Source organism: Pyruvatibacter mobilis (assembly GCF_012848855.1).
Classification (GTDB): domain Bacteria; phylum Pseudomonadota; class Alphaproteobacteria; order CGMCC-115125; family CGMCC-115125; genus Pyruvatibacter; species Pyruvatibacter mobilis.
Map to the genome: position 1 here is coordinate 1,974,363 of NZ_CP051630.1, position 26,237 is coordinate 2,000,599.

26 protein-coding genes are annotated in these 26,237 nt (G+C 64.0%); 20 read left to right on the forward strand and 6 right to left on the reverse strand.

What is annotated here, in order from left to right:
• Positions 1-29 precede the first annotated feature (29 nt).
• Positions 30-1,142, forward strand: coding sequence for an aromatic ring-hydroxylating oxygenase subunit alpha (locus HG718_RS09210; protein WP_027840481.1), 1,113 nt, complete (start codon positions 30-32; stop codon positions 1,140-1,142).
• Here HG718_RS09210 and HG718_RS09215 read toward each other — a convergent pair whose 3' ends face one another.
• Complete coding sequence (locus HG718_RS09215) at positions 1,143-2,099, reverse strand: alpha/beta hydrolase (protein WP_160587339.1); 957 nt, start codon at positions 2,097-2,099, stop codon at positions 1,143-1,145.
• Positions 2,100-2,292: 193 nt separating this feature from the next.
• On the opposite strand from HG718_RS09215, the gene HG718_RS09220 reads away from it, so the two are divergent.
• Entirely contained in the window at positions 2,293-2,637 is a 345-nt protein-coding gene (locus HG718_RS09220; protein WP_160587338.1) for a hypothetical protein, read from the forward strand.
• 13 nt (positions 2,638-2,650) lie between these two features.
• A complete protein-coding gene (locus tag HG718_RS09225; RefSeq protein ID WP_244617669.1) occupies positions 2,651-3,442 on the forward strand; it encodes a helix-turn-helix domain-containing protein in 792 nt (263 codons plus the stop codon).
• A gap of 3 nt (positions 3,443-3,445) precedes the next feature.
• Here the strand turns inward: HG718_RS09225 and HG718_RS09230 are convergent, their stop codons facing one another.
• Entirely contained in the window at positions 3,446-4,636 is a 1,191-nt protein-coding gene (locus tag HG718_RS09230) for a DUF2336 domain-containing protein (protein WP_160587337.1), read from the reverse strand.
• Between the two features lie 376 nt (positions 4,637-5,012).
• Here HG718_RS09230 and HG718_RS09235 point away from each other — a divergent pair, with 376 nt between their 5' ends.
• Positions 5,013-5,327, forward strand: coding sequence for a hypothetical protein (locus HG718_RS09235; RefSeq protein ID WP_170080198.1), 315 nt, complete (start codon positions 5,013-5,015; stop codon positions 5,325-5,327).
• Positions 5,328-5,388: 61 nt separating this feature from the next.
• Positions 5,389-5,850: a Rap1a/Tai family immunity protein gene (locus HG718_RS09240; protein ID WP_160587335.1), complete on the forward strand. Its 462-nt coding sequence runs from the start codon at positions 5,389-5,391 to the stop codon at positions 5,848-5,850.
• 12 nt (positions 5,851-5,862) lie between these two features.
• Here HG718_RS09240 and HG718_RS09245 read toward each other — a convergent pair whose 3' ends face one another.
• Entirely contained in the window at positions 5,863-7,041 is a 1,179-nt protein-coding gene (locus HG718_RS09245) for a sensor histidine kinase (protein ID WP_160587334.1), read from the reverse strand.
• A gap of 210 nt (positions 7,042-7,251) precedes the next feature.
• On the opposite strand from HG718_RS09245, the gene HG718_RS09250 reads away from it, so the two are divergent.
• Both HG718_RS09250 and HG718_RS09255 read left to right on the forward strand, forming a co-directional pair.
• Positions 7,252-8,484: an MFS transporter gene (locus HG718_RS09250; protein WP_160587333.1), complete on the forward strand. Its 1,233-nt coding sequence runs from the start codon at positions 7,252-7,254 to the stop codon at positions 8,482-8,484.
• 127 nt (positions 8,485-8,611) lie between these two features.
• Positions 8,612-9,892, forward strand: a complete 1,281-nt coding sequence (locus HG718_RS09255; RefSeq protein WP_160587332.1) for an MFS transporter — start codon at positions 8,612-8,614, stop codon at positions 9,890-9,892.
• A gap of 55 nt (positions 9,893-9,947) precedes the next feature.
• On the opposite strand, the gene HG718_RS09260 is transcribed toward HG718_RS09255, so the two are convergent.
• Positions 9,948-10,859 (reverse strand): crotonase/enoyl-CoA hydratase family protein, encoded by a 912-nt coding sequence (locus HG718_RS09260; protein ID WP_160587331.1) that lies wholly within the window; start codon positions 10,857-10,859, stop codon positions 9,948-9,950.
• A gap of 227 nt (positions 10,860-11,086) precedes the next feature.
• Here HG718_RS09260 and HG718_RS09265 point away from each other — a divergent pair, with 227 nt between their 5' ends.
• From HG718_RS09265 to HG718_RS09290, 6 genes are all read left to right on the forward strand, one after another.
• Positions 11,087-12,628 (forward strand): acyl-CoA synthetase, encoded by a 1,542-nt coding sequence (locus HG718_RS09265; protein ID WP_160587330.1) that lies wholly within the window; start codon positions 11,087-11,089, stop codon positions 12,626-12,628.
• A gap of 28 nt (positions 12,629-12,656) precedes the next feature.
• The gene (locus HG718_RS09270) at positions 12,657-13,349 is read left to right on the forward strand and encodes a gamma-glutamylcyclotransferase (protein WP_160587329.1); all 693 of its coding nucleotides are present in this window, start codon (positions 12,657-12,659) and stop codon (positions 13,347-13,349) included.
• A gap of 104 nt (positions 13,350-13,453) precedes the next feature.
• Positions 13,454-13,906, forward strand: coding sequence for an OmpA family protein (locus tag HG718_RS09275; protein ID WP_027840492.1), 453 nt, complete (start codon positions 13,454-13,456; stop codon positions 13,904-13,906).
• Positions 13,907-14,117: 211 nt separating this feature from the next.
• Positions 14,118-14,570, forward strand: coding sequence for a MaoC family dehydratase (locus HG718_RS09280; protein WP_160587328.1), 453 nt, complete (start codon positions 14,118-14,120; stop codon positions 14,568-14,570).
• Between the two features lie 127 nt (positions 14,571-14,697).
• Positions 14,698-15,138, forward strand: coding sequence for a peptide-methionine (R)-S-oxide reductase MsrB (gene msrB, locus HG718_RS09285; protein ID WP_160587327.1), 441 nt, complete (start codon positions 14,698-14,700; stop codon positions 15,136-15,138).
• A gap of 7 nt (positions 15,139-15,145) precedes the next feature.
• Positions 15,146-17,224, forward strand: coding sequence for a S9 family peptidase (locus HG718_RS09290; RefSeq protein ID WP_160587326.1), 2,079 nt, complete (start codon positions 15,146-15,148; stop codon positions 17,222-17,224).
• Between the two features lie 138 nt (positions 17,225-17,362).
• On the opposite strand, the gene HG718_RS09295 is transcribed toward HG718_RS09290, so the two are convergent.
• Positions 17,363-19,351 (reverse strand): glycoside hydrolase family 5 protein, encoded by a 1,989-nt coding sequence (locus tag HG718_RS09295; RefSeq protein ID WP_160587325.1) that lies wholly within the window; start codon positions 19,349-19,351, stop codon positions 17,363-17,365.
• Positions 19,352-19,477: 126 nt separating this feature from the next.
• On the opposite strand from HG718_RS09295, the gene HG718_RS09300 reads away from it, so the two are divergent.
• The 4 genes from HG718_RS09300 (at position 19,478) to HG718_RS09315 (ending at position 23,344) form a co-directional block, all read left to right on the forward strand.
• Positions 19,478-20,575 (forward strand): serine hydrolase domain-containing protein, encoded by a 1,098-nt coding sequence (locus HG718_RS09300; protein ID WP_160587324.1) that lies wholly within the window; start codon positions 19,478-19,480, stop codon positions 20,573-20,575.
• A gap of 265 nt (positions 20,576-20,840) precedes the next feature.
• Positions 20,841-21,152: a hypothetical protein gene (locus HG718_RS09305; protein ID WP_027840497.1), complete on the forward strand. Its 312-nt coding sequence runs from the start codon at positions 20,841-20,843 to the stop codon at positions 21,150-21,152.
• Positions 21,149-22,399 carry a serine hydrolase domain-containing protein gene (locus HG718_RS09310; RefSeq protein ID WP_170080199.1) on the forward strand — a complete coding sequence of 417 codons (1,251 nt, stop codon included), beginning with the start codon at positions 21,149-21,151 and terminating at the stop codon, positions 22,397-22,399. Before HG718_RS09305 ends, HG718_RS09310 begins: the two co-directional genes overlap by 4 nt.
• Before the next feature lie 45 nt (positions 22,400-22,444).
• Positions 22,445-23,344, forward strand: a complete 900-nt coding sequence (locus HG718_RS09315; protein WP_160587323.1) for a DMT family transporter — start codon at positions 22,445-22,447, stop codon at positions 23,342-23,344.
• Between the two features lie 61 nt (positions 23,345-23,405).
• Here the strand turns inward: HG718_RS09315 and HG718_RS09320 are convergent, their stop codons facing one another.
• Positions 23,406-24,437 (reverse strand): NAD(P)H-dependent flavin oxidoreductase, encoded by a 1,032-nt coding sequence (locus tag HG718_RS09320; RefSeq protein ID WP_280521615.1) that lies wholly within the window; start codon positions 24,435-24,437, stop codon positions 23,406-23,408.
• A 145-nt stretch (positions 24,438-24,582) separates the two neighbouring features.
• Here HG718_RS09320 and HG718_RS09325 point away from each other — a divergent pair, with 145 nt between their 5' ends.
• The 3 genes from HG718_RS09325 to HG718_RS09335 all read left to right on the forward strand — a co-directional run bounded on the left by HG718_RS09325 (position 24,583) and on the right by HG718_RS09335 (position 26,212).
• The gene (locus HG718_RS09325) at positions 24,583-25,485 is read left to right on the forward strand and encodes a LysR family transcriptional regulator (protein WP_160587321.1); all 903 of its coding nucleotides are present in this window, start codon (positions 24,583-24,585) and stop codon (positions 25,483-25,485) included.
• 92 nt (positions 25,486-25,577) lie between these two features.
• A complete protein-coding gene (locus HG718_RS09330) occupies positions 25,578-25,922 on the forward strand; it encodes a type II toxin-antitoxin system RelE/ParE family toxin (protein ID WP_160587320.1) in 345 nt (114 codons plus the stop codon).
• The gene (locus HG718_RS09335) at positions 25,919-26,212 is read left to right on the forward strand and encodes a helix-turn-helix domain-containing protein (RefSeq protein WP_160587319.1); all 294 of its coding nucleotides are present in this window, start codon (positions 25,919-25,921) and stop codon (positions 26,210-26,212) included. The genes HG718_RS09330 and HG718_RS09335 overlap by 4 nt, the downstream gene beginning before the upstream one ends.
• The last annotated feature ends 25 nt before the right edge of the window (positions 26,213-26,237 follow it).

A 26,237-nucleotide genomic window follows, 5' to 3' on the forward strand; every position in this document is an offset into this window, starting at 1 on the left:
CCGATTTGGCAGTTCAGGCTACGGACCAGATGACCGGCACGACAGATCATACCGCCAGCGCCAGCAGCGCTGCCAGAGCCGCAGCGGAAAGCGACGGGTTCCTCAAGGATATCTGGTATTTCGCCATGCACGGGCGGGAGCTGAAGCCTGGCGCGCTGCAGCACCGGACGCTGGCGGGCCAGCCGGTGCTGATCGGGCGCACAAAGGCGGGCAAGGCGTTTGCCATCCGCGACATCTGCCCGCATCGCGGTGTGCCGCTGTCGGCGGGCCGGTTCGTGGACACGGACAATCAGCCCACGGTGCAATGCCCCTATCACGGCTGGCGCTTCGGGACGGACGGCGTGTGCAAGCATATCCCCTCCCTCTATGAAGGCCAGGACATGGATGCGTCGCGCATCTCCGTTACCTCCTATCCGCTGCGTGAACAGCAGGGCGCGCTGTGGGTGTTCGTGCCGTCGGACCTGCGCCGCCCGGCGGAACCGGCGGAGGAGCCGCCACTGATGCCGGGCGTCGGCGACAGGCCCGCCCGCATCTATCAGAAGTTCCAGCTCAACTGCCACGTGGACAATGCGGTGATCGGCCTGATCGACCCGGCGCATGGCCCCTTCGTGCACAAGAACTGGTTCTGGCGCGACGAGACCGGCATGAAGGAGAAGGCCAAGGAGTTTGCCCCGGTGAAGAACGGCTTCTGCATGGTGGCGCACAAGCCGTCGGCGAATTCGAAGATCTATACGCTGCTGGGCGGTGACGTGAAGACGGAGATCAGCTTCCTGATCCCCGGCGTGCGTATCGAGCACATCACGGCGGGCAAGCATCACCTGGTCGGCATGACCACGGTGACGCCGGAAGGCCCGGAGAAGACCGAGATCACCCAGAGCTTCTTCACCACCAACCCGGTGCTGAACCTGCTTGCGCCCTTGTTCAAGCCCTTCATGTACCACTTCCTCAAGCAGGACGCGGACATCGTGAACATCATGCAGGAGGGTCTGAAATTTGATCCGCGGCTGATGCTCATCAACGAGGCGGACGTGCAGGGCAAATGGTATTTCAGCATGAAAGCGGAGTGGGAGCGGTCCCGCGCCGAGGGCCGGGACTTCCGCAATCCCGTGCCTGAAAAGACCGTGCTGCGCTGGCGCAGCTGATCAGCCCTGGCGGGCCGCCTCAAGATGGCGGCGCAGGAATGCGCCGCCCTGCACCAGCGCCCGCTCCCCTTCCGGAAAAATCGGATAAAGCGCCTGCCACACATGGACCATTCGGTCCCACACGTCGAGGCGCACGGCCACACCGGCGCGGCGCATGGCGGACGCCAGGTCGCGGGCATCATCCAGCAGCACTTCGCGTTCCCCCACCTGAATGAGCGTTGGCGGCAGGCCAGCCACATCCGCATGGACGGGTGACGCCAGCGGTGTCTCCGCAGGCTCACCGCCGAGATAGACACGGCCTGCCTCACGCAGGCTGTCGGGGTCGATGGACGGGTCATCATCACGTCTGGTGCGGCTCGTCGGCCGGTCGCAGGCCATGTCGGTCCAGGGTGACATGAGGTAGGCGGCGGCGGGCAGCGGCGTTGCCTCGTCGCGCAGGCGCACCATCAGGGCGGCCGCAAGACCGCCGCCGGCGCTGTCGCCTGCCAGTACGATGCGGGAGGCATCCCCCGCCTGCTCCAGCGCCCAGTGATAGGCGGCGTGCGCGTCATCGAGGGCCGCCGGAAAGGGATGCTCGGGGATCAGACGGTAATCAACGCTCAAGCAGCGCAGGCCGCATTGCCGTGCCAGAAACGCCGTCAGGTGCCGGTGGGACGCCGGGGAGCCGAACAGGAAGGCGCCGCCATGCAGGTAGAGCAGGATGCCCTCATCCGGCCCGCCGCCTGCCTGAAGCACATCAGCGGGCACGTGCCATTCAGCGGGCACGCCGCCTGCTTCGGTCGGTTCCACATGGGTGCCTTCGGGCACGGGGAATTCCCCGGCATTGGAGTCAGCGAAGGCCCGCATTTCCTCAAGCGTGGCGCTGGCTCGGGCGGCTGCGCGGGCCCGCATGTAGTCCGCGACGATGTCGGCGGTCAGCAGCGGGCTGGCAGCGGGGTCTGAACTTGTGACCGGCATGGGTGCGTCTCCGGTGTGTCGCGGCGGGGGTGCGGATACGGGCCGCCAACGCGACACCGGCCCGAATCGTATATCCTCTCGTTACGGGCAATGAGTGTTGCACGAATGGGTGCCGGTCTCGCGGGCTTCGCAGATGGTGCCCCCTGTCCTTGCCCCCGTTTCACCCCGCCGGAGCCCCGGAGCCATCGCCGCCGTGACGCCGCTTGCCTATAGCCGCACTGCCTTCAAGGCACTGGCTGCCCTGCCGCCGCAGGAGCAGGCGGCCGTGCGCAAGGCTGCAGACACGCTGCGGCTGCCGGGGGCGAGCGTTGCCTCTATGCGGGCGCTGCCCGGGGGGCTGGCGCGTGACCTGGCGCAGGTAGCCGTTGAAGGCATGGGGCGGCTTGTCTGCCGTATTCAGCCTGACCGGATCGACGTGCTGGCGATCATCCGCCAGGACCATGCGCTACCGCCGCAGGCCACAGCGGACCGCCCGGCCTTTCTGTCGCCGCAGACAGCGCCCGGCCGGGCCCATACCAACGGGAGTGCGCCTGCATGAGCAAGGACCCTGCATGACCAAGGATAATGCGATCCAGATCATTACCGGTGCCGATGGCACACCCAGCTTCGCCGCGGTGCCGATCGAGACTTATCGCAGCATGGTGCGCGACCTTGACGCCTATCGCGATCTCAAGACGGGGATGCGCGAATTGCAGGCCTTTGATGACGGGATTGCCGGTATTCCCGCCGATGTGGCCCACCGCATTGCCGACGGGGAGAACCCGGTCCGTGTGTGGCGGGACCACCGCGGCCTCAAGGCCGTGGCGCTGGCGCGCAAGGCGGGCATCAGCCCGGCCTATCTGTCGGAAATCGAGACCGGCAAGAAGGAAGGCACCTTCCGCACCATGGCGGCGCTGGCGCGGCATCTGGAGATCAGCCTGGACGACCTGGCACCGCTTGCCGATGACCAGGACGCGGTAAGCGTGCGCCGCGCCGGCCGGGAAGCGGCGCTGAAGGCGGAGATCGCCGGTATCCGCGCAACCATCGCCAGCGGCGCGTTCGACAGCGGCGCGGTGCGCGGGGCAGTGAAGCGGCTGAAAGCGGACATGGATGCGCTGGTGGCGGACGGGGCCGAACCCATCTGGGCGCGGGACCTTGCATCCGCCCTTGAGCAGATCGTGCAGCTTGTGGATCAGGCGGAAAGCGACATCGTGGAAACGGCCCGCTCGGCGCAGGAGCGGCTTGAGGAGATCATGTCCTTCAAGGTCTTTTCGCCCGGCGCGCACCGGCGGAGCGCCGCCGCCCCGCGGGATGCGGACGGGGCGGCAACGCCCCTGCCCTCGCGCCAGGTTGCGGGCGAGTAGGCCTTAGGCCGCAACGTCCTGTGACGTGGCCACCTGGACTTCGTCGCGGATCTTGCGGCGCGCATCCACGGCATCATCCCAATAGCGCAGCACGACATCGGCCCGGTCAGTGGCCACGCTGTCGAACAGGCCGGTGAGCCGGTTGACTTCAGCGGCGTTGCGCGAGGGGCCGGAGCGGTGGCTGGCAACCAGCAGCGCGAACTGGAGATATTCCTTGCGGGTGAGCCCCAGTGCCTTGGAGGCAACTGCCAGCGCTTCGCCCCCCTGATCCATGACGATATGGGCGGCGGTCAGCGGGGCGATTTGCGCCAGCTGCGAGATCAGCACCACCACCTTGCGCAGGTCGGTGGCGCGGGCGGCGCTGATCAGGTCCTCGCCGATACTTGGGCCGTAGCGGCGCTGCGGCACCATGAGCTTGAGCGTGCGCAGGAGGTCTGGGTCACCGGAAAAGGCCTCAAGGCCATCATCCAGCGCATCGGTCAGCGCTTCGCGCAGCAGGCGGCGGTCGGTGGTGAAGCGGTTGACGATCTCAAGCCGCAGGCGCGAACTGGCCCACCAGAACATGGTGTGCGCCAGTGACGGGGTGAGGTCACGACGGCCAAGCAGCGGTGCGCACAGCTCCGGCTGGCTTTCGCTCAACGCCACGATCTTCTCGTAGCCCTTCGATGAGAACAGCGCCTTTTCATTGCCGGCGATCTGCATCAGCGCTTCGGGATCGCAGGTTGCGATCAGCGCGTCGGTCACGGACGACGACAGCTCGGCACGGCGGGCGGCGGCAACCCAGTGGTCGTGCCCATTGGCGGCGATGATGGTGACGAGGTCGCTGTCGGCCAGGGCGCGCGAGCGTTCGAGCAGCGGCTGGGCCACCGCGATCACGTCATTGGCCAGCGTCACGATCACTTCCTGCGGTGCGTCAGCGCGGTCTGCCAGACGTGCGGCGAGCCGGGCGCGCAGATCAACCTCGATATGGCCGATGAGCTGGGCCAGCATCTGGTCCACGAGCTGGCGCTCCTGGGGCATCAGCTGGCTTTCAGGCAGCAGGGCGATATCCGTCAGCCGACGGACGATCAATGCCCGCGCCTTGCCGGCCTTGTCCTGCGCCAGGGCCACGAGCCCCAGCATTTCGCGCGCTTCCCGGCTGAGCTTCTTGCCCAGCGCGTCGTCTGCCTCGGTGATAACCGTGTGATCGGTCATGGTCGTTTGCCTTCTTGCAACGGCCGCTCTTCCTGAGCGAACAGGCAGGCTGGGGCATGTCACCTTGCCGGACCGCAAAGAATGGCGGCCGCATTAAACTTGAAGAAACCACGTCTTTTGCGGGCATTTCCTCCAAATTCGGGTTGGATTTCACTTGGATTTCGCTTGGATTTCGGCAGCTTTTTAGCTGTGTTTGAGGCGCAACGGCTGTGACGGGCCATTTACCGCAGGCACCCGCGGTGCATTCCTGCGCGCGGGCGGGTTTGCTAGGCTGGCCGAAACGGGGAGCGGCACCGGGGCGCCAACGCCGGAGAAGTGGTGCTGCGCAAATGAGGGACATCGGGTGGGCCATATGGGCAAGATCACGCGAACACGCATGCTGAAAAAAACCATTCAGGCCACGGCCATGGGCATTCTGTGCCTTGCGGCTGCTGCCTGTGCCTCCTCTCCCGACCGGGACGTGGAGCGCCTGCCGCAATACCAGGCCGGCTGGAACGACGGCTGCCGAACGGCGCAGAACCGGGAACGGGGCTTCGCCACCAAGGTGTTCCGCAACGAGGATCTGTTCGCGCAGGATTCCGCCTATCGGGCCGGCTGGCGCGCCGGGTCGCAGAATTGCGGCACGTCGGAAGGGCTGGGCCGCAATCCCATGTTCGAGGACCAGCAGATCGGCCCCGCACCACTCCTCTAGGCAGCCTCACCCTATCTCAAACGTTATGGCGCGTGAGACGCGTTGGCCCTAGGCTTTGACGATGGGGTTAGCGCTGACCACAGGCCCGCATGTCCGCTGCATCCGTCTGCTGACGGTGACGGCTTCCGTTGTGCTGTGTCTGGCGCTGCTTGCCGTGCCGACAGGCGCCGGGGCCAAGGGGCGCGTCGAGACAGGGCGTGATCTTTATGTCGCCTGCGAGAAGGCCGTGCGGGATTTCGAAGCCGGCAAGACGCCGCAGACATCGCTTGCCATCTATCATTGCAACCGCTTCCTGGCTGGCCTGTTCCGCAGCCACCAGATCATGACGCGCAACCGCCTGACGGCGAAACAGCACGGGCTGGATGAAACCGATCACGTGCAGTGCCTGCGCGTGCCGCGCTCGGCAACCTTCAAGCAATTGGCGGAACGCGTGGTGCGGCAGGCGGAATGGCAACCGCACCTGCTGGACGGGTCAGCCGTGGACCTGGCCTTTACGGCGTTTGATGCGATGACGCCCTGCTAGCAGGACAGTGGCTCAGGCTGCGTTGATGGTGCCGAGACGGGCCATGACGATGCGTTCAGCCGGCAGCACGATATCGACCCGCGTGCCTTCGCCAAGGGTACTCGACAGGGACAGGGTGCCGCCATGAGCCTCCACCATCGCCTTGGAGAGCGGCAGGCCAAGGCCTGTGCCCGGCCGGGTGCGGCTCATGGCGTTTTCCACCTGCTCGAACGGCTCCAGCACGCGCTCGAGGCGGTCGGCGGGAATGCCGATTCCGGTATCGCTCACCGTCAGCCGCAGTCCGTCCGGCAACCGATCGGACTGGATGAGGATGCGCCCGCCGCGGGGCGTGAACTTGATGGCGTTGGACAGGAGATTGATAACGACCTGACGGGTCATCTGCTTGTCGGCAAAGATGAGGGCGGTTTCGTCCAGCAGGTCCATGTGCAGGGTGAGGCCCGCATCGGCCACCTGCTGCTTGAGCATGTTGACCGCCTGCAGCACCGGCTCGCGGGCCGGGAACTCATCCTCGGCCAGCTCCATCTTGCCTGCTTCGATCTTGGCCATGTCGAGCAGCTCGTTGATCAGGCCGAGCAGGTGATGGGCACTGGCATTCACGTCGGTGATGTACTCACCATATTTGGTCGGCGCCACGGGGCCGAAAGGCTCTGACGCGATGAAATCGGTGAAGCCGATGATGGCATTGAGCGGTGTGCGCAGCTCATGGCTCATGCTGGCCAGGAACTCGGTCTTCGAACGGTTGGCCTCCTCCACGCGCAGGCGCTCTACTTCCAAAGCCGCCGACCGGTTCTCACTCAGATCCAGCATCAGGCGCAGGAGGGTGAGTGCCGTGCCGACGCCATAATAACGCCCGGCGACCGTCACCACGAAGCCGCGCAGCAGGCCGCTGGCGCGTGACCCGCCGATCTTGTCGCTCAGATCCTCGAAGGCGATGCCCGCATCAACGACCATGGGAGCGGCATCCATCAGATGGGTGATGGATCGGCGGCCATAAAGGTCGGGACCAAGCTGATAGGTGTAGCGTAGAAGAAAGTCCTGACGGTTCACGAGACCGGCCACATAGTCATCCTCGACCACCGCCACGCAGAGGGCATCAGGGTCGAGCATGAACAGCTCGTGCACTTCATGGCAGGTGGTGCCGGGAGAAACCGGAGTGCGGCATTCCACCAGTTGATCAATATAACTCATCATGTCGACCACGCCGTGGGGACTATCAATACTGCCGAAAGAGTAGGCAGAACCATTTGCGATAGGTTTAAGTGAGACCCCCGGATTGCGGCTGACACTGAAATTTCACACAAGCGTCACACACCGCTTTTCAGGTAGTATCGAGACGCACCGGATGCGCATTATCCGCATACAAACAACCGGCACAAAGTGCGCGTGAGGGAGACTAAGTCATTGGAAACGCAGGGTACGGAGCGTTCGTTTGCCTGGTATCTGGGCGGGCTGGGCACGTGGTTCGGCAGTCTCGGTCTGCAGATGGTTCTGTTCCCGTTTCTTGCGGCCATCGTGCTGGAAGAGAGCGCTTTCCGTGTCGGATTGGCACAGACGGCGCTAATGGCACCGTCAATTCTTTTCATGATTTTCGGCGGTGCTTTCGCCGAGCGGCGGGATACGCGCAGCCTTCTGATCCGTATTCACATGCTCGCCTCGGTGCCGCCGTTCCTGATGGCGGCAATCCTGGTGGCGGGCGAGTTGTCCTTCGGCTGGATCATCCTCTACGGGCTGGCGATGGGCACCATGTCGGCCTTTGCCATCCCCGCGCGCGACTCGCTTCTGTCGCATGTGGCTGAAAAGAGCTTCGGGCCGGACATTCAGCGGGCGGTGGTTCTGGCGTCCGGTATCCAGTTCGTCGGCCAGCTGGCGGGCATCATTCTGGCGGGGACGGAAAATCTCGTCGGCGCGCCTGCCCTGCTGATCTTCCAGGCCCTCGTCATGCTTGGCGGGGCGGTGATGGTGCGTAAGCTTGCGGCTGCCCCGCCGATGGACCGGCCGCCGGCACATCCGCTGGAGGACATGCGCGACGGCATCCGCACGGTGTTCGCCTCTCCCATCCTGATGCCGGTGGTGCTCGGCATGTTCGCGGTCGGGGTGCTTTATGTCGGGGCCTTTATGGTGCTGCTGCCGCTGATGGTGCGTGACTATTACGGCGGCGACGCAGGCGGCATCTCGCTGGTCAATATCTGTTTCTGGGGCGGCACCATTGTCTCCACCTTCACGCTTCTGCGGCTGGGGCATATTCACCGGCGCGGGCTGGTGCTGACCTGCAGCCTCTCCAGCGGCGCGGTGGTGCTGTTCCTTATCGGCATCCCCGCCCCCTTCTGGGTGATGTGCCTCTTGTGCTTCTGCTGGGGGCTTGGGGCCGGCACGTCGATGACCATGAGCCGCACCATCGTGCAGCTGGCGGCGCCACCCAGCCACCGGGCGCGGGTTCTGTCGATCTTCCAGCTGGGCTTTGCCGGCGGCGGGCCCATCGGGGCCTTCATCACCGGTTTCATCATCGCCGCCACCGATGTGCATGTGGCGGCGTGGATCCCGTCCGCCACCATGGTGGGCGTACTGCTGGTGCTGACGACGCTGACCCGGCTCGTGTCGATCACGTCGGATGACATCGCCGCACCAGCAACCTGAAGCAACTGGACGTGGTGGGCGAATTGGCTGACTATCAGTCAGCGGATGAGTCTTGCGTACCGCCTTCCCCCCTGTTTCCAGATCCCCCATGCCCCGCATCGGGGGCCTACAGCGTTGCGTGAACCTGATGCCGCCTTCCTCCCCCGCCCCGCATGCGGCCGATCAGGCCACGCCACCGCCTGAAACCCGCTGGTATCTCAGCGGGCACATCGCCTATTTCCTGGCGATGGGCATCCAGGGCGTGCTGGTGCCGTGGCTTGTTGCCATCGTGCTCAAGGAAACGCCGGAGCGGGTGGGCATCGCGCAGATGGTGTCGATGCTGCCCATGCTGGTGCTCATCATGCCCGGCGGCGCGACGGCGGACCGGGTGGAGCTGCGGGCACATCTGATCCGCCTGCAGATTTTCGCAGCCCTGCCCTCGCTTGCATTGGCCATCGCGATCCTGATGGGCGAACTCAGCTACTGGGTGGTGCTGGCCTTCGTGCTCGCCATGTCGAGCATCGGGGCCTGGATCGTGCCGGCGCGGGATTCGATCCTTACCCGCATCGCCATGCGGTCGATGGACGGTGCCATTCCACGCGCCGTGGCGCTGGCCACCTCGGCGCAGTTCGCAGCCCAGGTTGTGGGCATGCTGCTGGCCACGCTGGCGGGGCTTGCGGGTGCCATACCCTTCCTCGTCGCCCATTCGGTGCTGGCGCTCAGCACTGCCTACAGCACCAGCCGTCTCGCGCCCGCCCCAGCCGTGCCGCGGGAGAGCAGCGGGCATTCGCGCAGCCGCGAAATGATGGAAGGCCTGTCGATGACGCTGGCGGACCCGGATTTGCGGGCGATCATGATCCTCACGGGCCTCGGCGGTGTTCTCTATATCGGCGTGTTCATGGTGATCTTTCCGCTGCTGGCGCGGGACGCCTATGGCGGCGGGTCACTGGAGATCGGCCTGTTCACCGCGGCCTTCTTCGGCGGCATCGGCGCGTCGAGTTTCCTGCTGACGCGGCTGCCGGAAATAAGGCGGCAGGGGCGCGCCATCATGGTGGCCATGAGTGCCGGGTCCATCACCATGACACTGGTGCATTTCCAGCCCCCGTTCTGGGCGGTGCTGGTGTTCGTCCTGATCTGGGGGCTGTCAGCCGGTGTCAGCATGTCCACGGCGCGGGCCATGGTGCAGGCGCGGGCGCCGGACAGCCATCGCGGGCGGATGCTGGCAGCGTTTCAGCTGGCGATGATGGGCGGCGGGCCGGTGGGGTCGCTGCTGGCGGGCTATGTGGCCAGCGAACTGGGGCTGTTCGATGCGATCCTGGTGCCGCCGGCGCTGATGACCGTGCTGTGGCTCAGCGTCTTCTTCCTGACGAATCTGTGGAAGGCGGGCATCCACACCCATATCGGGCCGGATATGGATACCGCCGACTGACGCATTGGTCAGCCGGCGGATCATCCCGTCCTGTTCAGCCGGAGGCGGTCACGCCTCAGCTGTATTTGCGCTCTTCCCACCAGGGGTAGAATTCCGGCATGTCCTTGGAGGGCTTGCAGGGATAGTCCGGCTGGCGCTTTTCGAGGAAGGACATGACGCCTTCGCGGGCGTCATCGGTGCGGCCGCGGGAGAAGATCGCCTTGCTGTCCACCTTGTGGGCTTCCATCGGGTGATCGGCGCCCAGCATGCGCCACATCATCTGGCGGGTGAGCGAGATGGAGACGGCCGCCGTGTTGTCGGCGATTTCGCGCGCGATGGCGCGGGCCGCGGGCAGCAGGTCTTCCGGCTCATGCAGCGAGCGGACGAGACCGCCATCCAGCGCTTCCTGGGCGTCGAACACCCGGCCGGAATAGCACCATTCAAGCGCCTTGGAGATGCCGACGATGCGCGGCAGGAAATAGCTGGAGCAGGCTTCCGGCACGATGCCGCGGCGGGCGAAGACGAAACCGAACCGCGCCTTGGTGGAAGCGATGCGGATATCCATCGGCAGCTGCATGGTGACACCCACGCCAACCGCCGCGCCGTTGATGGCGCCGATCACCGGCTTGATGCTTTCAAAGATGCGCAAGGTCATGCGGCCGCCGCCATCGCGCACGCTGGGGTCAGACCAGTCGATGCCGCCATCCTTCACGGCTGTGCCCTGCTTGTCCGGGCGGTCGTCGCGGGCTTCGTAGTCGAAGGTCTTGGCACCGGCAGACAGGTCGGCACCGGCGCAGAAGGCCTTTTCGGCGCCGGTGATGATGATGGCGCGCACATCATCATCCGCGTCCGCGCGGTCGAAGGCGTCGATCACGTCGAACATCATCTGGCCGGTGAAGGCGTTCATCTTTTCCGGGCGGTTCAAGGTGATGGTGAGGATGCCGTCCTCCACATCATAGAGGATGGTCTCGTAGGTCTTGTCGCTCATCTGGGCGCTCCCTGATTGTTGTGATGACGGTTTCGGTCGGCGGCGAGTTTACCCGGTCTGGAGCGCGGTGCCAGTTGCCGTAGCGTCAAGCTTGCCCCCGCTGCCGGGCATGCGCCGGGCCTTGTTCCGGGCATGGTTCACGTATAATCCATACGCAAAGCCCCGACACGAGGGCAGCCACAACAAGCGACGCAAACCGGTTTTGCGTATTCAGGGAGACGCCAAGCATGCATCCGCGCGATCACGCCGAGACCATGCCGGACAAGGCCGCCTACATCATGGCGTCCACCGGCGAAACCGTGACCTATGGGGAGCTGAATGACCGCTCCAACCAGGTGGCGCAGCTGTTCCGCAAATACGGTCTCACGCGCGGCGATTCCATTGCGATCTTCATGGAGAACAATGCCCGCTTCTTCGAGATCTGCTGGGCGGCCCAGCGCTCGGGCCTGTATTTCACCTGCATCTCGTCCCGGCTGACCGCGGGCGAAGTGGACTACATCGTCGGGGATTGCGGGGCGAAGCTGTTTGTCACTTCCGCGGCCATGGGGCCTGTGGTGGATGAACTCGTGGCGCTGATGCCCAACGCCAAGCACCGGCTGATGGTGGGCGGCACGCGGCCGGGCTACGAGTCCTATGAAGAGCTGCGTGACAGCATGCCGGCGGAGCCGATCGCCGATGAGAGCGCGGGCGCTGACATGCTTTATTCCTCCGGCACGACGGGCCGCCCCAAAGGCGTGAAAGCCCCGCTGCCGGAAGGGCCGATCAACGAAGCGCCGGGCCTGATTGCCCTTGTGGGCGGGCTTTATGGTGCGAACCCGGAATCCATCTACCTGTCGCCAGCGCCGCTCTATCATGCAGCGCCCTTGCGCTACAACATGGCCATGCACCGCTTCGGTGCCACCTGCGTGGTGATGGAGCATTTCGATGCGGAAGAGGCGCTGAAGCTGATCGAACAGCACCGGGTGACGATCAGCCAGTGGGTGCCGACAATGTTCGTCCGCATGCTGAAGCTGGATGAAGAGGTGCGGAAGAAATACGACGTTTCAAGCCTCGACTGCGCCATCCACGCCGCCGCCCCCTGCCCGGTTCCGGTGAAGGAAAAGATGATCGAGTGGTGGGGACCGGTGATCAACGAGTATTATGCCGGCACCGAGGGCAACGGCTTCTGCGCGCTCAATTCCGAGGAATGGCTCGCGCACAAAGGCTCGGTCGGCAAGGCGCTGCTTGGCGAGCTGCATATCGTCGGCGAGGACGGCGAGGAAGTGGCGCCCGGCGAAGTGGGCACCATCTATTTTGGCGGCGGCGGCGAGTTCGAGTATCACAACTCACCGGACAAGACCGCCGACAGCAAACACCCCAAGGGCTGGACCACCCTGGGTGACGTCGGGCGGGTTGATGAAGACGGATACCTTTATCTGACCGACCGGAAGGCCTACATGATCATTTCCGGTGGCGTGAATATCTATCCGCAGGAAGCGGAGAACATTCTCGTCACCCATCCGAAAGTGGCGGATGTGGCGGTGATCGGTGTGCCGAACGAAGATTTTGGCGAGGAAGTGAAGGCCGTGGTGCAGCCCATGAACTGGGATGAGCACGGACCGGAATTGGAAGCGGAACTGATCGAGTTCTGCCTCTCGCACCTGGCCAAGATCAAATGCCCGCGGTCGATCGATTTCGATCAGGAACTGCCCCGCCACCCGACCGGTAAGCTGTACAAGCGGCTTATCCGTGACAGGTATTGGGGTAACCGTGACTCGAAAATCGTCTGACGTCCGGGACGTTTCCGAACCAACGCTGATGAAGCTGTCTCCCGACGGGTTGATCCTGCGGGAGAATTTCACCCATGACCGCATGGAGACCCTGCGCCGCGAATTGCGCGAGCGCGGGGACACCACCCTGCTGTCGCGCGAGGAGCAGGAAGCCGGCCGGCAGGCTTTTCTGCGCCGGTGGGACGGGCGCTCGGACATCTGGGTGTTCGGCTATGGCTCGCTGATGTGGAACCCGGCCATTCACGTGGCTGAGACGCAGGCGGCCAAGGTTCACGGCCTGCACCGCGCCTTCTGCATGAAGCTGGTGCTGGGCCGTGCCACGCCGGAGCGGCCGGGCCTGATGCTGGCGCTGGACCATGGCGGCTCCTGCCGCGGCATGGCGCACCGCATTGCCGCCGAACACGTGGAAAGCGAGACCGAGATCCTGTGGATGCGGGAGATGATCACCGGCTCTTACCGCCCGGCCTGGATTTCCCTCAAGGTGGAAGGCGAAGAAGTGGCCCAGCCTGCCTTCACCTTCGTCATCAACCGGGCGCACAAGCGCTACGCGGGCAAGCTCAAGCCCGAGACAATTGCAAAGCGTATTGCGCGGGCCGAAGGCCAGCTGGGCACCAACCGGGCCTATCTCTACCGCACGGTTGAACGGCTGGATGCGCTGGGCATTGGTGACGGCCCCATGCACCAGCTCTGCGCACGGGTGAAGACGCTGGCGGGCGACTAGGCCTCGCCCGGCTGCGGCCTTGCGTGTTATATATCGCCTTGTGTGTGCCCGATCCCTTTCGACTTTCGCGTAACTGTCAAACTCTCGAGCCCGGGGTGAGCCTCATGAGCCGTCTTCCGCTTTTTGCCGCCGCAACCATTGCCGTCTTGTCGCTGGGGGCGCTGCATGCAGCCCCTGCCCATGCCTGGGCAGACAAGTGCCGCAACAATGTCGATGCGCAGATCGACGATGAATTCCGCATCTATTTCACCACGTCGGACAATGAATTGTCGGATGAAGCCATTGAGCGGATCGACAGGGCGTCGTCCATGGGCAAGGCGCGCGACGTGGAACAGATCTGCATCATCGGCCAGGCCAGCAAGCAGGGTGACTCAAAGGCCAATGCCAGCCTTGCCTATAACCGGGCGGAGATGGTGGCCAAGGCCTTCGTCCAGCGCGGCTGGCGGCGCGACCAGATCGTGGTCGAATCCTCCGGCGAAAGCTGGGGTTTCATGACGCGGCTGTTCACCAGCGACAGCTCGGCAGACCGCCGGGTGGATGTGACCTTCTCCTACTGACGCGCCTGCATGATGGGAGGCTGAACTGACGGCAGGCGCCATTGCCGCCGGCAATGCGTCCCATGAGCGGGGCCTATTGGCTTTGGCCCCGTGGCGCGGCTAAAGTCCCGCCAGACTTTTTCCGGCTGGGGGGCGGGCTGCTGCCTCAAGCATTCGTGCCGCGCCCGCCAGCCATCAGCAACCGCGACAGTCACAACAGGGAGACTACCCCATGCGCGTTTTTGAAAACCTCGATGAGATGGCCAAGGAAGTCGGCAACGAGATCGGCGTCAGCGAGTGGGTCGAGATTGACCAGGACCGGATCAACCTGTTCGCCGATGCGACGGGCGACCACCAGTGGATCCACCTCGATGCCGAACGCACCCAGAAGGAACTGGGCATGCCGACCATCGCGCATGGCTACCTCACCCTGTCCCTGCTGCCGATGCTGTCGAGCAAGGTGTCCGGCGTGAAGAGCGTCAATCGCGGCATCAATTACGGCAGCAACAAGGTGCGCTTCACCAACATGGTGCCGGTCAACAGCAAGGTCCGCGCCCGCGTGAAGCTGCTGAAGATGGAACCGAAGGCCGGCGGCCAGCAGGTGACCAACGAAGTGACCATGGAAGTGGAAGGCAGCGACCGTCCGGCCATGGTGGCGGAAACCCTGTCGCTGCTGTTCGAATAGGTATCGCCGGGGCCTGAGCCCATACGGCCTTACAACAAGTTGACCGGCAGGTTTCCTTGAGGAGCCTGCCGGTTTTCCTATATCCGGGGAGAGCAATTTCGCCGGACAGCAGCACAGGAGGCTCCCCATGAGCGATCCCACCCGCGCGCTTTGGACCAGGGACAAGCGTCCCAACAAGGTCGAGAAGACCGACGCCGAATGGAAGGCGCAGCTGACGCCGGAACAGTTTCACGTGGCCCGCAAGGCCGGCACCGAGCGCGCTTTTACCGGCCCCAACTGGGACCAGAAGGCGGACGGGACCTATAAGTGCGTGTGCTGCGGGCAGAAGCTGTTTGCCGCTGAAACGAAGTATGACAGCGGCACCGGCTGGCCGAGCTTTTACGCCCCCATCGAGGATGATGCCGTGGAGTATCACGCGGACAAGTCGCTGTTCTCGACGCGGACGGAAGTGGTGTGTTCCAACTGCGACGCGCATCTGGGCCATGTGTTTCCCGATGGCCCCGCTCCCACCGGCCTGCGCTATTGCATGAACGGCCTCGCCATGGATTTCGACCGCAAGGAAGACTGACCCGCACATGACTGACAGCGTTCCCGCCGCCGCCCGCAAGCCCTACTCCGATGCCCATCACGGCAGGGCGCGCCATGACGACTATGCCTGGCTCAGGGCGCATAACTGGCAGCAGGTGATGCGTGAGCCGGAAACGCTGGATGCGGATATCCGCGCCTATCTGGAGGCGGAGAACGCTTACACTGAAGCGCAGCTGGCGCCGACGAAAGCGTTGCAGGACACGCTGTTTGCGGAGATCAAGGGCCGCATCAAAGAGGATGACAGCTCGGTGCCGTCACCGGACGGGCCGTTTGCCTATTACTCGCGCTGGGAACAGGGGGCGGAGTACCCGCTTTATTGCCGCCGCCCGCGCGACGGCGGCGCGGAAGCGATCATTCTCGACGGGCCGAAGCTTGCGGAAGGCACGAGCTATTTCCGCATCGGCGACGCTGCGCACTCGCATGATCATCGACTGCTGGCCTATTCCGTTGATGTGGCGGGGTCGGAATATTTCACGGTCCGGATCAAGAATCTCGAGACCGGTGATCTGCTCACGGATGAAATTCCCGACACCTCCGGCGGTGTGGTGTGGTCGGCTGACGACACCACCCTGTTCTACACGGTGCTCGATGCCAATCACCGGCCGTGCAAGGTGATGCGCCACAGGCTCGGCACGGAAGTGGCTGAGGATGTGTGCGTCTATGAGGAAAAGGATGCGGGCTTTTTCGTCGGTGTCGGCCAGACGCAGAGCGGGCGGCTGATCCTGATCGACAGCCACGATCACCAGACCTCTGAAATTCGCTTCATCCCGTCGGACACGCCGGAGAGCGCGCCTGTGCTGATCGCTGAGCGGACGGACGGCCACGAATATGACGTGGAGGAATGGGAAGGCCATCTCATCATCCGCACCAACCGGGACGGGGCCGAGGATTTCAAGCTGGTGCAGGCACCGCTTGAGACGCCGGGGCTCGACAGCTGGACTGACCTCGTGCCGCACCGCCCCGGCACGCTGCTGCTGGCGCATTACGCTCTCAAAGGGCACCTGGCACGGCTGGAGCGTCACGCGGGCCTGCCGCGCGCCATCATCCGCGACATGGCGTCAGGCGAGGAGCACGCCATCGCGTTTGATGAAGAGGCGTATTCGCTGGGGCTCTCCGCCGGGTATGAATATGACACGACGCAGATCCGCTTCACTTATTCGTCGATGACGACGCCGTCGGAGCAATATGACTATGACATGGCGACGCGCGGCCGCACTCTGCTGAAACGGCAGGAGGTGCCGAGCGGGCACGAACCCGCCGACTATGTGACGCGGCGGCTGATGGCGACGGCACCGGACGGCGAACAGGTGCCGGTCTCCCTGCTCTATCACAAGGACACGCCGCTGGACGGGTCAGCACCCTGCCTGCTCTATGGCTATGGTGCCTATGGCATCACCATTCCGGCGGGGTTTTCGGTGGCGCGCCTATCGCTGGTGGATCGCGGCTTTGTCCATGCCATCGCGCATATCCGCGGCGGCAAGGACAAGGGCTATCAGTGGTACCGGCAGGGCAAGCTGAAGCAGAAGACCAACACCTTCACCGACTTCATCGCGGCCGGGGAACATCTGATCGCCGAGGGCTTCACCGCCAAGGGCCGCATCGTGGCGCAGGGCGGCAGCGCGGGCGGCATGCTGATGGGGGCCGTTGCCAATATGCGGCCGGACCTGTTTGCCGGGATCGTGGCCGAAGTGCCCTTTGTGGATGTGCTGGCGACGATGCTGGATGACACGCTGCCGCTGACGCCGCCGGAGTGGAACGAGTGGGGCAACCCGATTGCCGATGTGGACGCTTATGACTGGATCGCGGCCTATTCGCCCTACGATAATGTCGAGGCCAAGGACTATCCGGCCATCTTCGCGCTGGGCGGGCTGGCGGACCCGAGGGTGACCTATTGGGAGCCGGCGAAATGGGTGGCCAAGCTGCGGGCGCTCAAGACCGATGACAATCTGCTGCTGCTCAAGACCAACATGGAAGCAGGCCATGGCGGCAAGTCAGGCCGCTTCGAGGGGCTGCATGAGGTGGCGGAAGTGTTCGCCTTCTGCCTGCTGGTGACAGGCAAGGCCTGAGCCGCGCGCACCCGACTTTTCCTTCGGCAGTGTTCCCACCCCAACCCGCTTTCCCTCCGACTCGACCGGAGGGTCTGTCCAAGATGCCCATGGGCCCTCCGGTCGAGTCGGAGGGAAAGCGGTAGTTGGTTTGCGGGGTCAGGCGCCGGCGGAGAGCTGGATGACGATGTCCAGCCGGTTGCTCTCCACGTCCTTGATCATCACCACCTGGCCGTCGCCGCCGAATTCAGCGCGGCCCGAGGTGAGGGAGATGTCGCAGCCGGAGCCGTAATGCAGACGCGGCACGTAGATCTCCGTCGGTCCGGACTGCTTGTCCACGCTGATCTCGGCAACGAACTTGCGGTGCGCCAGATCAAATTTCTGGCTGACGATCTCGCCCTGGGCGCGCCGTATGTAAGGACGGCAGAAGCCCTTGAGGGCGCGGCCGCCTGAATCCTTACTGTGCGGATTGTCCTGCTGGTCGCGGGAGAAGATCGACAGATCCTCCTGGTTCCACGCATCGCCGATCATCTGATCGTTGCTGTTGGAGACCGTGTAGTTCCAGTGGGTGGAGGAGAGAAGCAGCCGGTCGAGGGCGTTGTACATCAGGTCCAGCGCGATCACGTGTTTCTCCCACGGTTTCTCGCTGCGGTCGCCCGAAGCCCAGGCCTTGTAGGCGGCGGCGTTGTCGAGATCATAGGGGATGCCGAACTCGCCGATTAGGGTCGGCGCGCCCTTGCCGCCATTGAGGGTTTCGGCGGCGTCCTTCGTGCGGCCGAGCTGTTTTGTGTAGTGGTCCTCGATGGCCTGCGGGCCTTCGATGGTGCGGCCGGTGAAGGGATTGACCGAGGTCGGGTAGAGGAAGGTCTTGGTGACGAGCGTCACCACGTCATACCAGTGGCTGGCATTGACGGTGTTGTCGGGCCCGCCTTCGGGGAAGCCTTCCTCGGTTGATTCACGCTGCGGGTCGAGCTCGGCAAAGACCATCCAGTCCGGATTGACCTCGCGGATGGCGTCAGCCACGCGGGAGAAGAACGGCATCATGTAATCGGCTTCAAGGCTGACTTCCCTGCCGTCCTTGCGGGTGAAGAAGGTCTCGTTCACGTCTTCGGCTTCGCCATTGGCATTGAGCCGGTAGGCGCCCGCCTGCTCGAAGGGGCAGGCCACGCCGTCGCGCCAGATGGAAACACGGTTCTCGTTGGCCCGTTCCTCTCCCTTTACGGTCATTTTCATTTCGGCGGGATTAAACCGCATGACGGGGATGGTGCGGGGAATGCCGCGAGCGACCAGCAGGCCATCCAGAGGCGACCAGGCGGGGCCGGGCATCACGCGCTCGGGATGTGCTTCTGTTTTCTCCGTGTGCTGATGGCTCATCTCCTGGCCGATCCAGCCGGAGCCCGGCTCGTTCAGCGTGTCGAAGCCCAGCACATGGGGCATGTCCTTCACGCGCCGGGCCACTTCCTGCATGGCGCCCATATAGTGTTGCTGCAGATAGGCCTGGGCGTTAAGCCCGTCGATCTCGTGGCCGGGGGCGAAATCCTCGCCTGCGAAGAACAGCGTCCACATGATGGCATTGCCCGGGCGGCGGTAATTGTGCGCCCAGGTCATGGTGGGGTAAGTGTCCTCCTGCCGCCCGCCGCCGCGCGCATAGTCGTAGCAGTGCTGCATCACCTTGGCAGCGCCCGCCTCGTGGAAGGTGGTGAAGTCGAGGCCTGCCTTCTCGAAGGTCCAGCCCGGGGCGCCGTCGCCACCGGACATGCGCGACCAGACGTCCTGGTGGAAATCGATGAAGACATATAGTCCGTACTCCCCCGCAAGGCGGCAGATTTCGGCAAAATAGTCGAGATAGGCCTCGTCATATTTGCCGGGGCCTTCATGCTCGCAGGCTTCCCAGGTGGTGAGCAGGCGGAGGCAGTTGAAACCCCAGTGCCGGAGGCGGCCCAGATGTTCCTCGGCCTCGCTCAGGGGGAACGGGCGGCCGACGAAACTCACCTCGCGGTGATCGGCGAAATCGGTGGGGATATGGGTGCCGCCATCGGGAAAGGGCACCTTGCAATCACCACCCAGATTGACCCCGCGCAGGATGACGTGCCGGCCCGCCTCATCGACGAACCGGTCTCCTTCAAGATGCAGGCGGGGCAATGACATGGTGGACTCTCCCTGAAGCGCGCCGTTTATGCGGCGGTTGTGGCGACAAAGACTAAGGGAGAAAAATCTGCGCGCAATGCGCAAATCCGGGTTGCGATCAGGGGCATCTATGGCACTGTTCGGCCCATGACCGAGACACATGACCTCCCGCCCCTTCCCGCCCAGCCCCATGGGGTTGACTGGCCCACCGCAGACGCTGCCGGTTCTGACTGGCCGACAGGCACCGCCGCCTCCGCCGACCACGTGGCGCTTGGCGATCTTCTCGATCACGCCTTCTCGGATCCTGCGGGCGACGGTAAGGGCCCGGCGGATATGGGCCCCACGCATGCGTTCCTTGCCGTGCAGGGGGGCAAGCTGGTGGTGGAGGCCTATGCGGACGGCTATGGAGCCGCGCAGACCTATCCGTCATGGTCGATGGCGAAGAGCATTCTGCAGGCGCTGATCGGCATTGCCGTCGGCCAGGGGAAGATCAACATCTTCGAGCCGCTGGGCGCGCCTGAATGGCCGCAGGGTGATCTGCGTGCGGAGATTACCTGGGACCAGCTGCTGCGCATGGCAAGCGGGCTTCAGTTCGACGAAGACTATGTGGACGGGGACATCTCCGACACCATCGCCATGCTGTTCGGTGACGGCAAGGACGACATGGGCCATTACGCGGCGAGCAAGCCGCTGGTGCATCCGGTGGACAGTGCCTTCAACTATTCAAGCGGCACCACCAACATCCTGTCGCGCGCCCTGTCGCGCGTGCTGGGGGGCGGTGACCTGTTGAGCCAGCAGGATTTCGGCGCCTTCATGCAGACCGAACTTTTCGACCGCATCGGCATCTCGTCGGCGATCCCGAAATTTGACGGTCAGGGGGTGTGGGTCGGCTCGTCCTATTGCTTCATGACGGCGCGGGACTTCGCCAAGTTCGGCCTGCTCTATTTGCGGGGCGGCTGGTGGCGGGATGAACAGATCCTGCCGAATGGCTGGGCGGACTATGCGCGCACCCAGAGCAAGGTGCCGACAGGCGCGGACGAGTTTCAGGGCTACGGCGCTCATTGGTGGCGTGAGATTGCAGGGCCCGGCACGTGGTCGGCCAATGGATATGGCGGGCAATATATCGTGCTGGTGCCCGAAAAAGACCTGATCCTGGTGCGCCACGGGGACAGCCACGAGGCCCAGGGCGAGGAAGTGAAACGCTGGATCCGCAAGGCGGCTGACTGTTTCGGGGCACCGGCCTGAGGCGCCCGCACGCTGGGGCCGAGGCCATCCCCATTCCATCCACAGCAGATTCGTCACACCTTCTTACATTTCGGTAAGGCTGCTGACGGGAATCCGCGCCAGCGGGACCCGGCAGGCCAGACTCTGCTTGCCCCTGCCCGCCGTCTATCCAACAATGCGCGGCAGAACATGACGCCCCGGATGCCGGTTTTCCGAGAACCGCCCGGCGGCAGGAACAAGCGCCGCGCGCCCCTGAGGCTGCCGCCGGCAGGAGTGGGGGAACCAAGTGGGCGAAGTCATTCAGCTTCCGCTTGACCGGATTACCGAGCGCGACCGGCGCAGGCTTTTTCAGGCTGCATCCAGCTCTCCCCTCGACATCGATCTTGTGACCGGCGAAGACGGCACGCCCTGCGTGCTGGCCTATCGCTGCGGCTGGACCCATCCGAGCTTCCGCATCGAGAAGAGCATGGGGCTGTGGCAGGCCTTCGACCTGGAAAAGGGCATGGAGGTGCCCGTCTATGAGTCCCGCCTGGCCAGCGACCTCATCGCCGCGATCAGCTATCCCGAAGAACAGAAGAACAGGCCAACAGCATCATGAACGCTCCGCTCATTTCCGACCCTGAAACCGCCGCCAAGAAAGCGGGCATGTGTCCGGAAAGACTGAGCCGGATCGTTCCGTTCTTCCAGACCTATGTGGATAACAAGAAGCTGGCCGGCGTCTCCACCCTGGTGTGGCGCAAGGGCGAGCTGGCGCATTTCGGCGTGCAGGGCCAGATGGATGTCGCGCGCGGCCGCGCCATGGCGCAGGACACGATCTTCCGCATCTATTCCATGTCGAAGCCCATCACCTCGGTTGCGGTGATGATGCTCTACGAAGAAGGCCGCTTTCAGCTTGAACACGAGATTGGCCGCTATATCCCGGAACTGGGGGACCTGAAGGTCTATGCGGGCGGGCCTGCGCGCGGCATGGTGACCAAGGCTGCGAGCCGTCAGGTGACGATCCGTGATCTGCTGACCCATATGGCAGGCTTCACCTATGGGTTCATGGAAGTGCACCCGGTGGATGAGGCCTACCGCCACTTCCAGATCGGTGGGGTGGACCTCACCACCGCCGATCTTGAGGAATTCTGCAAGCGGCTGGGCCGCATGCCGCTGCTGCACAATCCGGGTGAAGCGTGGAGCTACTCGGTGTCAACCGATGTGTTGGGCCGGCTGGTGGAAGTCGTCTCCGGCCTGTCGCTGATCGAGTTCTTCCGCACCCGCATCTTTGCGCCGCTGGGCATGACGGATACGGATTTCCAGGTGAGCGCGGAGCAGATGCCGCGCTTTGCGGCCAATTACCAGCGCAACCCGAAGACGCGCAGCTTTGACTTATTCGACGACCCGGAGACCGGGCGCTATGCGAAGCCGCCGGTGTTTATGTCCGGCGGCGGCGGGCTGGTATCGACGCAGGCGGATTATCTCAAGTTCTGCCAGATGATGCTGCGCGGCGGCACGGCGCCGGACGGCACCCGGCTTCTGTCGCGCCCCACAATCGCACTGATGACGCAAAACCACCTGCCCGACGGGCGCGACCTTGAGGGCTTTGCCCAAGGCGCGTTCTCCGAGACCACCAATGCGGGCATCGGCTTCGGCCTCGGCTTCGCCGTGACGGTGGATGAGGCGAAGGCGCAGATTACCGGACCCAACGGCACCTATTACTGGGGTGGTGCGGCCAGCACGATCTTCTGGATTGATCCTGTTGAAGAGATGATCGCGATCCTGATGACGCAGCTGATGCCATCAGGCGCCTATCCGCTGCGCCGGCAGTTCCAGCAGCTGGTGTATGCCGCCATCGACGACTAGCGCCCGCAGGCGTAAAAGGGGCGGCTTCTTTCCCTCGGGTCTTTCATGCCGCTCTGGATCGCTTTCACGCTGCTGGCTGCGTTCGCGCAGAACATCCGCTCTGCCCTGCAGAAACAGCTCGCCGCCGATTTGACGGCGACGGGAGCGTCCTATGTGCGCTTCCTCTACGGCCTGCCCTTCGCCGCGCTTTATCTCGCGGTGCTGCTGGGGGCGACAGGGGAGCCCCTGCCCGCGCCTGACCTGGCCTTTGCCGGGTGGATTTTACTGGGTGGGGCCGCACAGGTCGTCGCGGCTGTGCTGCTGGTGCGCATATTCGCCCTTCGCGTATTCACGGTGGGCACGACGTACTCAAAGACGGAAACCGTGCAGGCTGCCGTGATCGGCTTCGTGGTGCTGGGGGACCAGGTTGGTCCGCTGGCGCTGGTCGGCATTCTGGTGAGCCTTGCGGGTGTCATTGCGCTTTCCATGGCGCGGACGGCGCTGATGCCGCGCAACCTGGTGGCATCCCTCGCATCGCCGGTGGCGCTGATGGGGATCGGCTGCGGGGCGGGCTTTGCCATTGCTTCGGTGTGCTACCGGGCGGCGGCGCTGTCGCTTGAGGCCAATGGGTTTGCGGTGTCGGCTGCCATGACGCTTGCCTGCACGCTGCTGTGGCAATCGGTACTGATGACCGGCTGGCTCATCTGGCGGGACCGTGCGTCGCTCCGGCAGAGCTTTCAGCGCTGGCGGCCGTCACTGGCCGTGGGCATTGCCAGCGTCATCGGATCAATCGGCTGGTTCACGGCCTTTGCACTGGAAAACGCGGCCTATGTGAAGGCGCTGGGGCAGATTGAGCTGGTGTTCGCGCTCCTGACATCTGCCCTCATCTTCCGGGAGCGGACCAACGGGCCTGAGCTTGCGGGCATCGGACTGGTGGTGGCCGGGCTGGTGCTGATCGTTCTCTAACAAAAAGCCCCGGACGCTGTCATACGCGCCCGGGGCTGTTCTGTTCGGTCCTGGAGGCTGATTATTCGGCAGCCTGGGCGGCACCGCCGGACACGAAGCCCGACAGACGCCCGCGGATGATGCCTTCCGCCTCGGTGACGATACGGGTCAGCAGTTCCTGCACCGTCGGGATGTCGTGGATCAGGCCCTGGACGAGGCCGGCGGACCAGATGCCGTGGTCCGGATCGCCTTCGGAATAGACAACCTTGCCGCGCTGGCCGGAGACGAGGTGCTGGATGTCCTCGAACTTCGCGCCTTCACGCTCCTTGGCCACCACTTCATCGGACACAGCGTTCTTGGCCACGCGGGCAGTGTTGTGCAAGGTGCGGAAGATCAGATTGGTCGAGCGCTCGTCGTTCTCGATCATCTGCTGCTTCACCTTGTCGTGGATGTCGGCTTCCTGGGTGGCGCAGAAGCGCGTGCCCATGTTGATGCCTTCGGCACCCAGGGCGAGGGCTGCCACGAGGCCGCGTGCATCACCGAAGCCGCCGGAGGCGATCATCGGGATCTTCACCTTATCGGCAGCCGCCGGGATGAGGATCAGGCCGGGGATGTCATCCTCGCCGGGATGGCCCGCACATTCGAAACCGTCGATGGAAATGGCATCAACGCCCATGCGCTCAGCCGACAGGGCGTGGCGGACGGCGGTGCATTTGTGGATGACCTTGATGCCGTGTTCCTTGAAGTGGTCCACATGCTCCTGCGGCTTGTAGCCTGCGGTCTCAACAATCTTCACGCCGCTTTCGATGATGGCGGCGCGGTATTCCGCGTAGGGCGGCGGCTTGATGGCCGGCAGGATCGTCAGGTTCACGCCGAAGGGCTTGTCGGTCATTTCCTTGCAGCGGGCGATCTCCTTGGCGAGATCTTCCGGTGTGGGCTGGGTCAGTGCGGTGATGAATCCGAGGCCGCCCGCATTGGCGACGGCGGCCACGAGCGGCGCCTTGCCGACCCACTGCATGCCACCCTGGACGATGGGATGTTCGACGCCGAACATCTCCGTAAAGCGTGTCTTGAGCATGGTTTCTCCCTCAAGCTTGCTTGTTGCTGTTGGCACAAAGACTAGCGTTCGGGGTCTGTTTTAACAGGACTTTCTGCCCCCTTGCACCCGTCCGCCTGTTCATGGATGTTCAGCGCTCCGCCAAAATCAGTGCAGGCCGCGTCATGACGCAAGGGAATCCGCGGCCGGGGAGGCTGAGACCATGAGCCAGGCAAACTGGGATCTGTATCGCGTCTTTTTGGCCGTGGCCGAGGCACGCAGCTATTCAGGCGCCGGACGCCGTCTGAAGCTGAGCCACGCCACGGTGGGCCGCAAGATCGCCGAACTGGAAAAGTCCCTCGGCACGCGCCTGTTCGTGCAGACCAATGACGGCTTCGGCCTGTCGCCAGCAGGCGAGAAGCTGAAGGCGGAAGCGGACGATATCGCCACCGCCGTGCTGCGGGCAGGGCACGCGGTGTCGGCTGCCAGCGGTACGCCGCAGGGGATTGTCCGCGTCTCCACTGCTGCCACGCTGGCGGGCTATTGGCTGATGCCGCACATGGTGGCGTTCAGCGAGGCATATCCGGAGATCGAGATCGAATTCGTGACGGATACGTGGCCCGCGAGCGTCACGCGGCGGGAAGCGGATATCGTGATCCGGCTTTACGGGCCGGGCGAGGAAAATCTCGTCGGCCGCAAGATCGCGCGCTGTGGTGTCGCCTTCTATGCGTCCCGCCACTATGCGGAGACGCACGGACTGCCGACCCAGCGGGGAGAGTGGAAGCAGCACCGGCTGATCGGCTTTGCCGGGGAAGCGGATGAGGCGGAACTGTCGCGCTGGGCCAAGCATGTGACACGCGGGACGCCGATGTATCTGCGCTGCTCGTCCATGGCCGACATGGTGAGCGCGGTGCGCAACCATTCCGGCATCGCGCCGCTGACCTGCCTGATGGGCGACAGCCATGACGACCTTGTGCGGGTGTCGCCGCAGAAACTGTTCAGCGCCACCGAAGTATGGGTGCTGGCACATCCGGACCTCACCAACACGCCAGCGGTGCGTGCGGTGCTGGATTTCATTGCAGACACGGCGAAAACCGACCGGGACAAGCTGTTGGGCAAGGTGTGAGGTGGAAATGAAGAACGGGCCGTGTTTAACCAATCCTCACCCCCCCTCATGCGTCATTGACATACTACGTCATTGACGTATAAGATGATGCGATGAAGACACCTCAAACCGTCGTGGAGACAGCGCATTTCCAGAAGCGCGCTGCTGCCATCGGGTTGGACGAGGCAACGATCGATCTGATCAAAACAACGATCTCGCGCAATCCGGCATTTGGGGATGCGATGCAGGGCACTGGCGGATTTCGTAAGGGCCGCTTCGCCCTGCCCGGCAGAGGGAAAAGCGGTGGCGTTCGGACGGTGCATTTTTTCAGTGGTGACACGATGCCTGTCTTTTTGATCGACGTTTTCAGCAAAGGTCAGAAAGCCAATCTTACACAGGCCGAACGCAACGCCCTGAAGTCTGTCGCGGTCGCGATTAAGAAGGAGTACGCGAAATGACCAAGGCTGGAGACAGCATTCTTGCCGGTGCGCGTGAGGCCCTTGAATTTGCCCAAGGCAAGCGCACTGGTGCGAAGGTGCATATTCCCGATAAGATCGATGCCCGACGCATCCGCCGCAAAACCGGCATGACGCAACCCGAATTTGCTGCGTATTTCGGCGTCCCGGTAGGCACACTCAGGGGCTGGGAGCAGGGCCGGCGCGATCCAGACGGAGCCGCCCGGACACTGCTGCGAATGGTTGATGCAGACCCGCAGGGCGTCATCAAGATCATGAGGAAGGTGGCCTGACTGTTCGGGCACCCGTTCATAAATG

Coding starts and splice junctions, on each gene's coding strand:
- HG718_RS09210 (WP_027840481.1), top strand. CDS start 30: ATGACCGGCACGACAGATCATACCGCCAGCGCCAGCAGCGCTGCCAGA.
- HG718_RS09215 (WP_160587339.1), bottom strand. CDS start 2,099: ATGCCGGTCACAAGTTCAGACCCCGCTGCCAGCCCGCTGCTGACCGCC.
- HG718_RS09225 (WP_244617669.1), top strand. CDS start 2,651: ATGACCAAGGATAATGCGATCCAGATCATTACCGGTGCCGATGGCACA.
- HG718_RS09230 (WP_160587337.1), bottom strand. CDS start 4,636: ATGACCGATCACACGGTTATCACCGAGGCAGACGACGCGCTGGGCAAG.
- HG718_RS09235 (WP_170080198.1), top strand. CDS start 5,013: ATGCTGAAAAAAACCATTCAGGCCACGGCCATGGGCATTCTGTGCCTT.
- HG718_RS09240 (WP_160587335.1), top strand. CDS start 5,389: ATGGGGTTAGCGCTGACCACAGGCCCGCATGTCCGCTGCATCCGTCTG.
- HG718_RS09245 (WP_160587334.1), bottom strand. CDS start 7,041: ATGATGAGTTATATTGATCAACTGGTGGAATGCCGCACTCCGGTTTCT.
- HG718_RS09255 (WP_160587332.1), top strand. CDS start 8,612: ATGCCGCCTTCCTCCCCCGCCCCGCATGCGGCCGATCAGGCCACGCCA.
- HG718_RS09260 (WP_160587331.1), bottom strand. CDS start 10,859: ATGAGCGACAAGACCTACGAGACCATCCTCTATGATGTGGAGGACGGC.
- HG718_RS09265 (WP_160587330.1), top strand. CDS start 11,087: ATGCATCCGCGCGATCACGCCGAGACCATGCCGGACAAGGCCGCCTAC.
- HG718_RS09270 (WP_160587329.1), top strand. CDS start 12,657: ATGAAGCTGTCTCCCGACGGGTTGATCCTGCGGGAGAATTTCACCCAT.
- HG718_RS09275 (WP_027840492.1), top strand. CDS start 13,454: ATGAGCCGTCTTCCGCTTTTTGCCGCCGCAACCATTGCCGTCTTGTCG.
- HG718_RS09280 (WP_160587328.1), top strand. CDS start 14,118: ATGCGCGTTTTTGAAAACCTCGATGAGATGGCCAAGGAAGTCGGCAAC.
- msrB (WP_160587327.1), top strand. CDS start 14,698: ATGAGCGATCCCACCCGCGCGCTTTGGACCAGGGACAAGCGTCCCAAC.
- HG718_RS09290 (WP_160587326.1), top strand. CDS start 15,146: ATGACTGACAGCGTTCCCGCCGCCGCCCGCAAGCCCTACTCCGATGCC.
- HG718_RS09295 (WP_160587325.1), bottom strand. CDS start 19,351: ATGTCATTGCCCCGCCTGCATCTTGAAGGAGACCGGTTCGTCGATGAG.
- HG718_RS09300 (WP_160587324.1), top strand. CDS start 19,478: ATGACCGAGACACATGACCTCCCGCCCCTTCCCGCCCAGCCCCATGGG.
- HG718_RS09310 (WP_170080199.1), top strand. CDS start 21,149: ATGAACGCTCCGCTCATTTCCGACCCTGAAACCGCCGCCAAGAAAGCG.
- HG718_RS09315 (WP_160587323.1), top strand. CDS start 22,445: ATGCCGCTCTGGATCGCTTTCACGCTGCTGGCTGCGTTCGCGCAGAAC.
- HG718_RS09325 (WP_160587321.1), top strand. CDS start 24,583: ATGAGCCAGGCAAACTGGGATCTGTATCGCGTCTTTTTGGCCGTGGCC.
- HG718_RS09330 (WP_160587320.1), top strand. CDS start 25,578: ATGAAGACACCTCAAACCGTCGTGGAGACAGCGCATTTCCAGAAGCGC.
- HG718_RS09335 (WP_160587319.1), top strand. CDS start 25,919: ATGACCAAGGCTGGAGACAGCATTCTTGCCGGTGCGCGTGAGGCCCTT.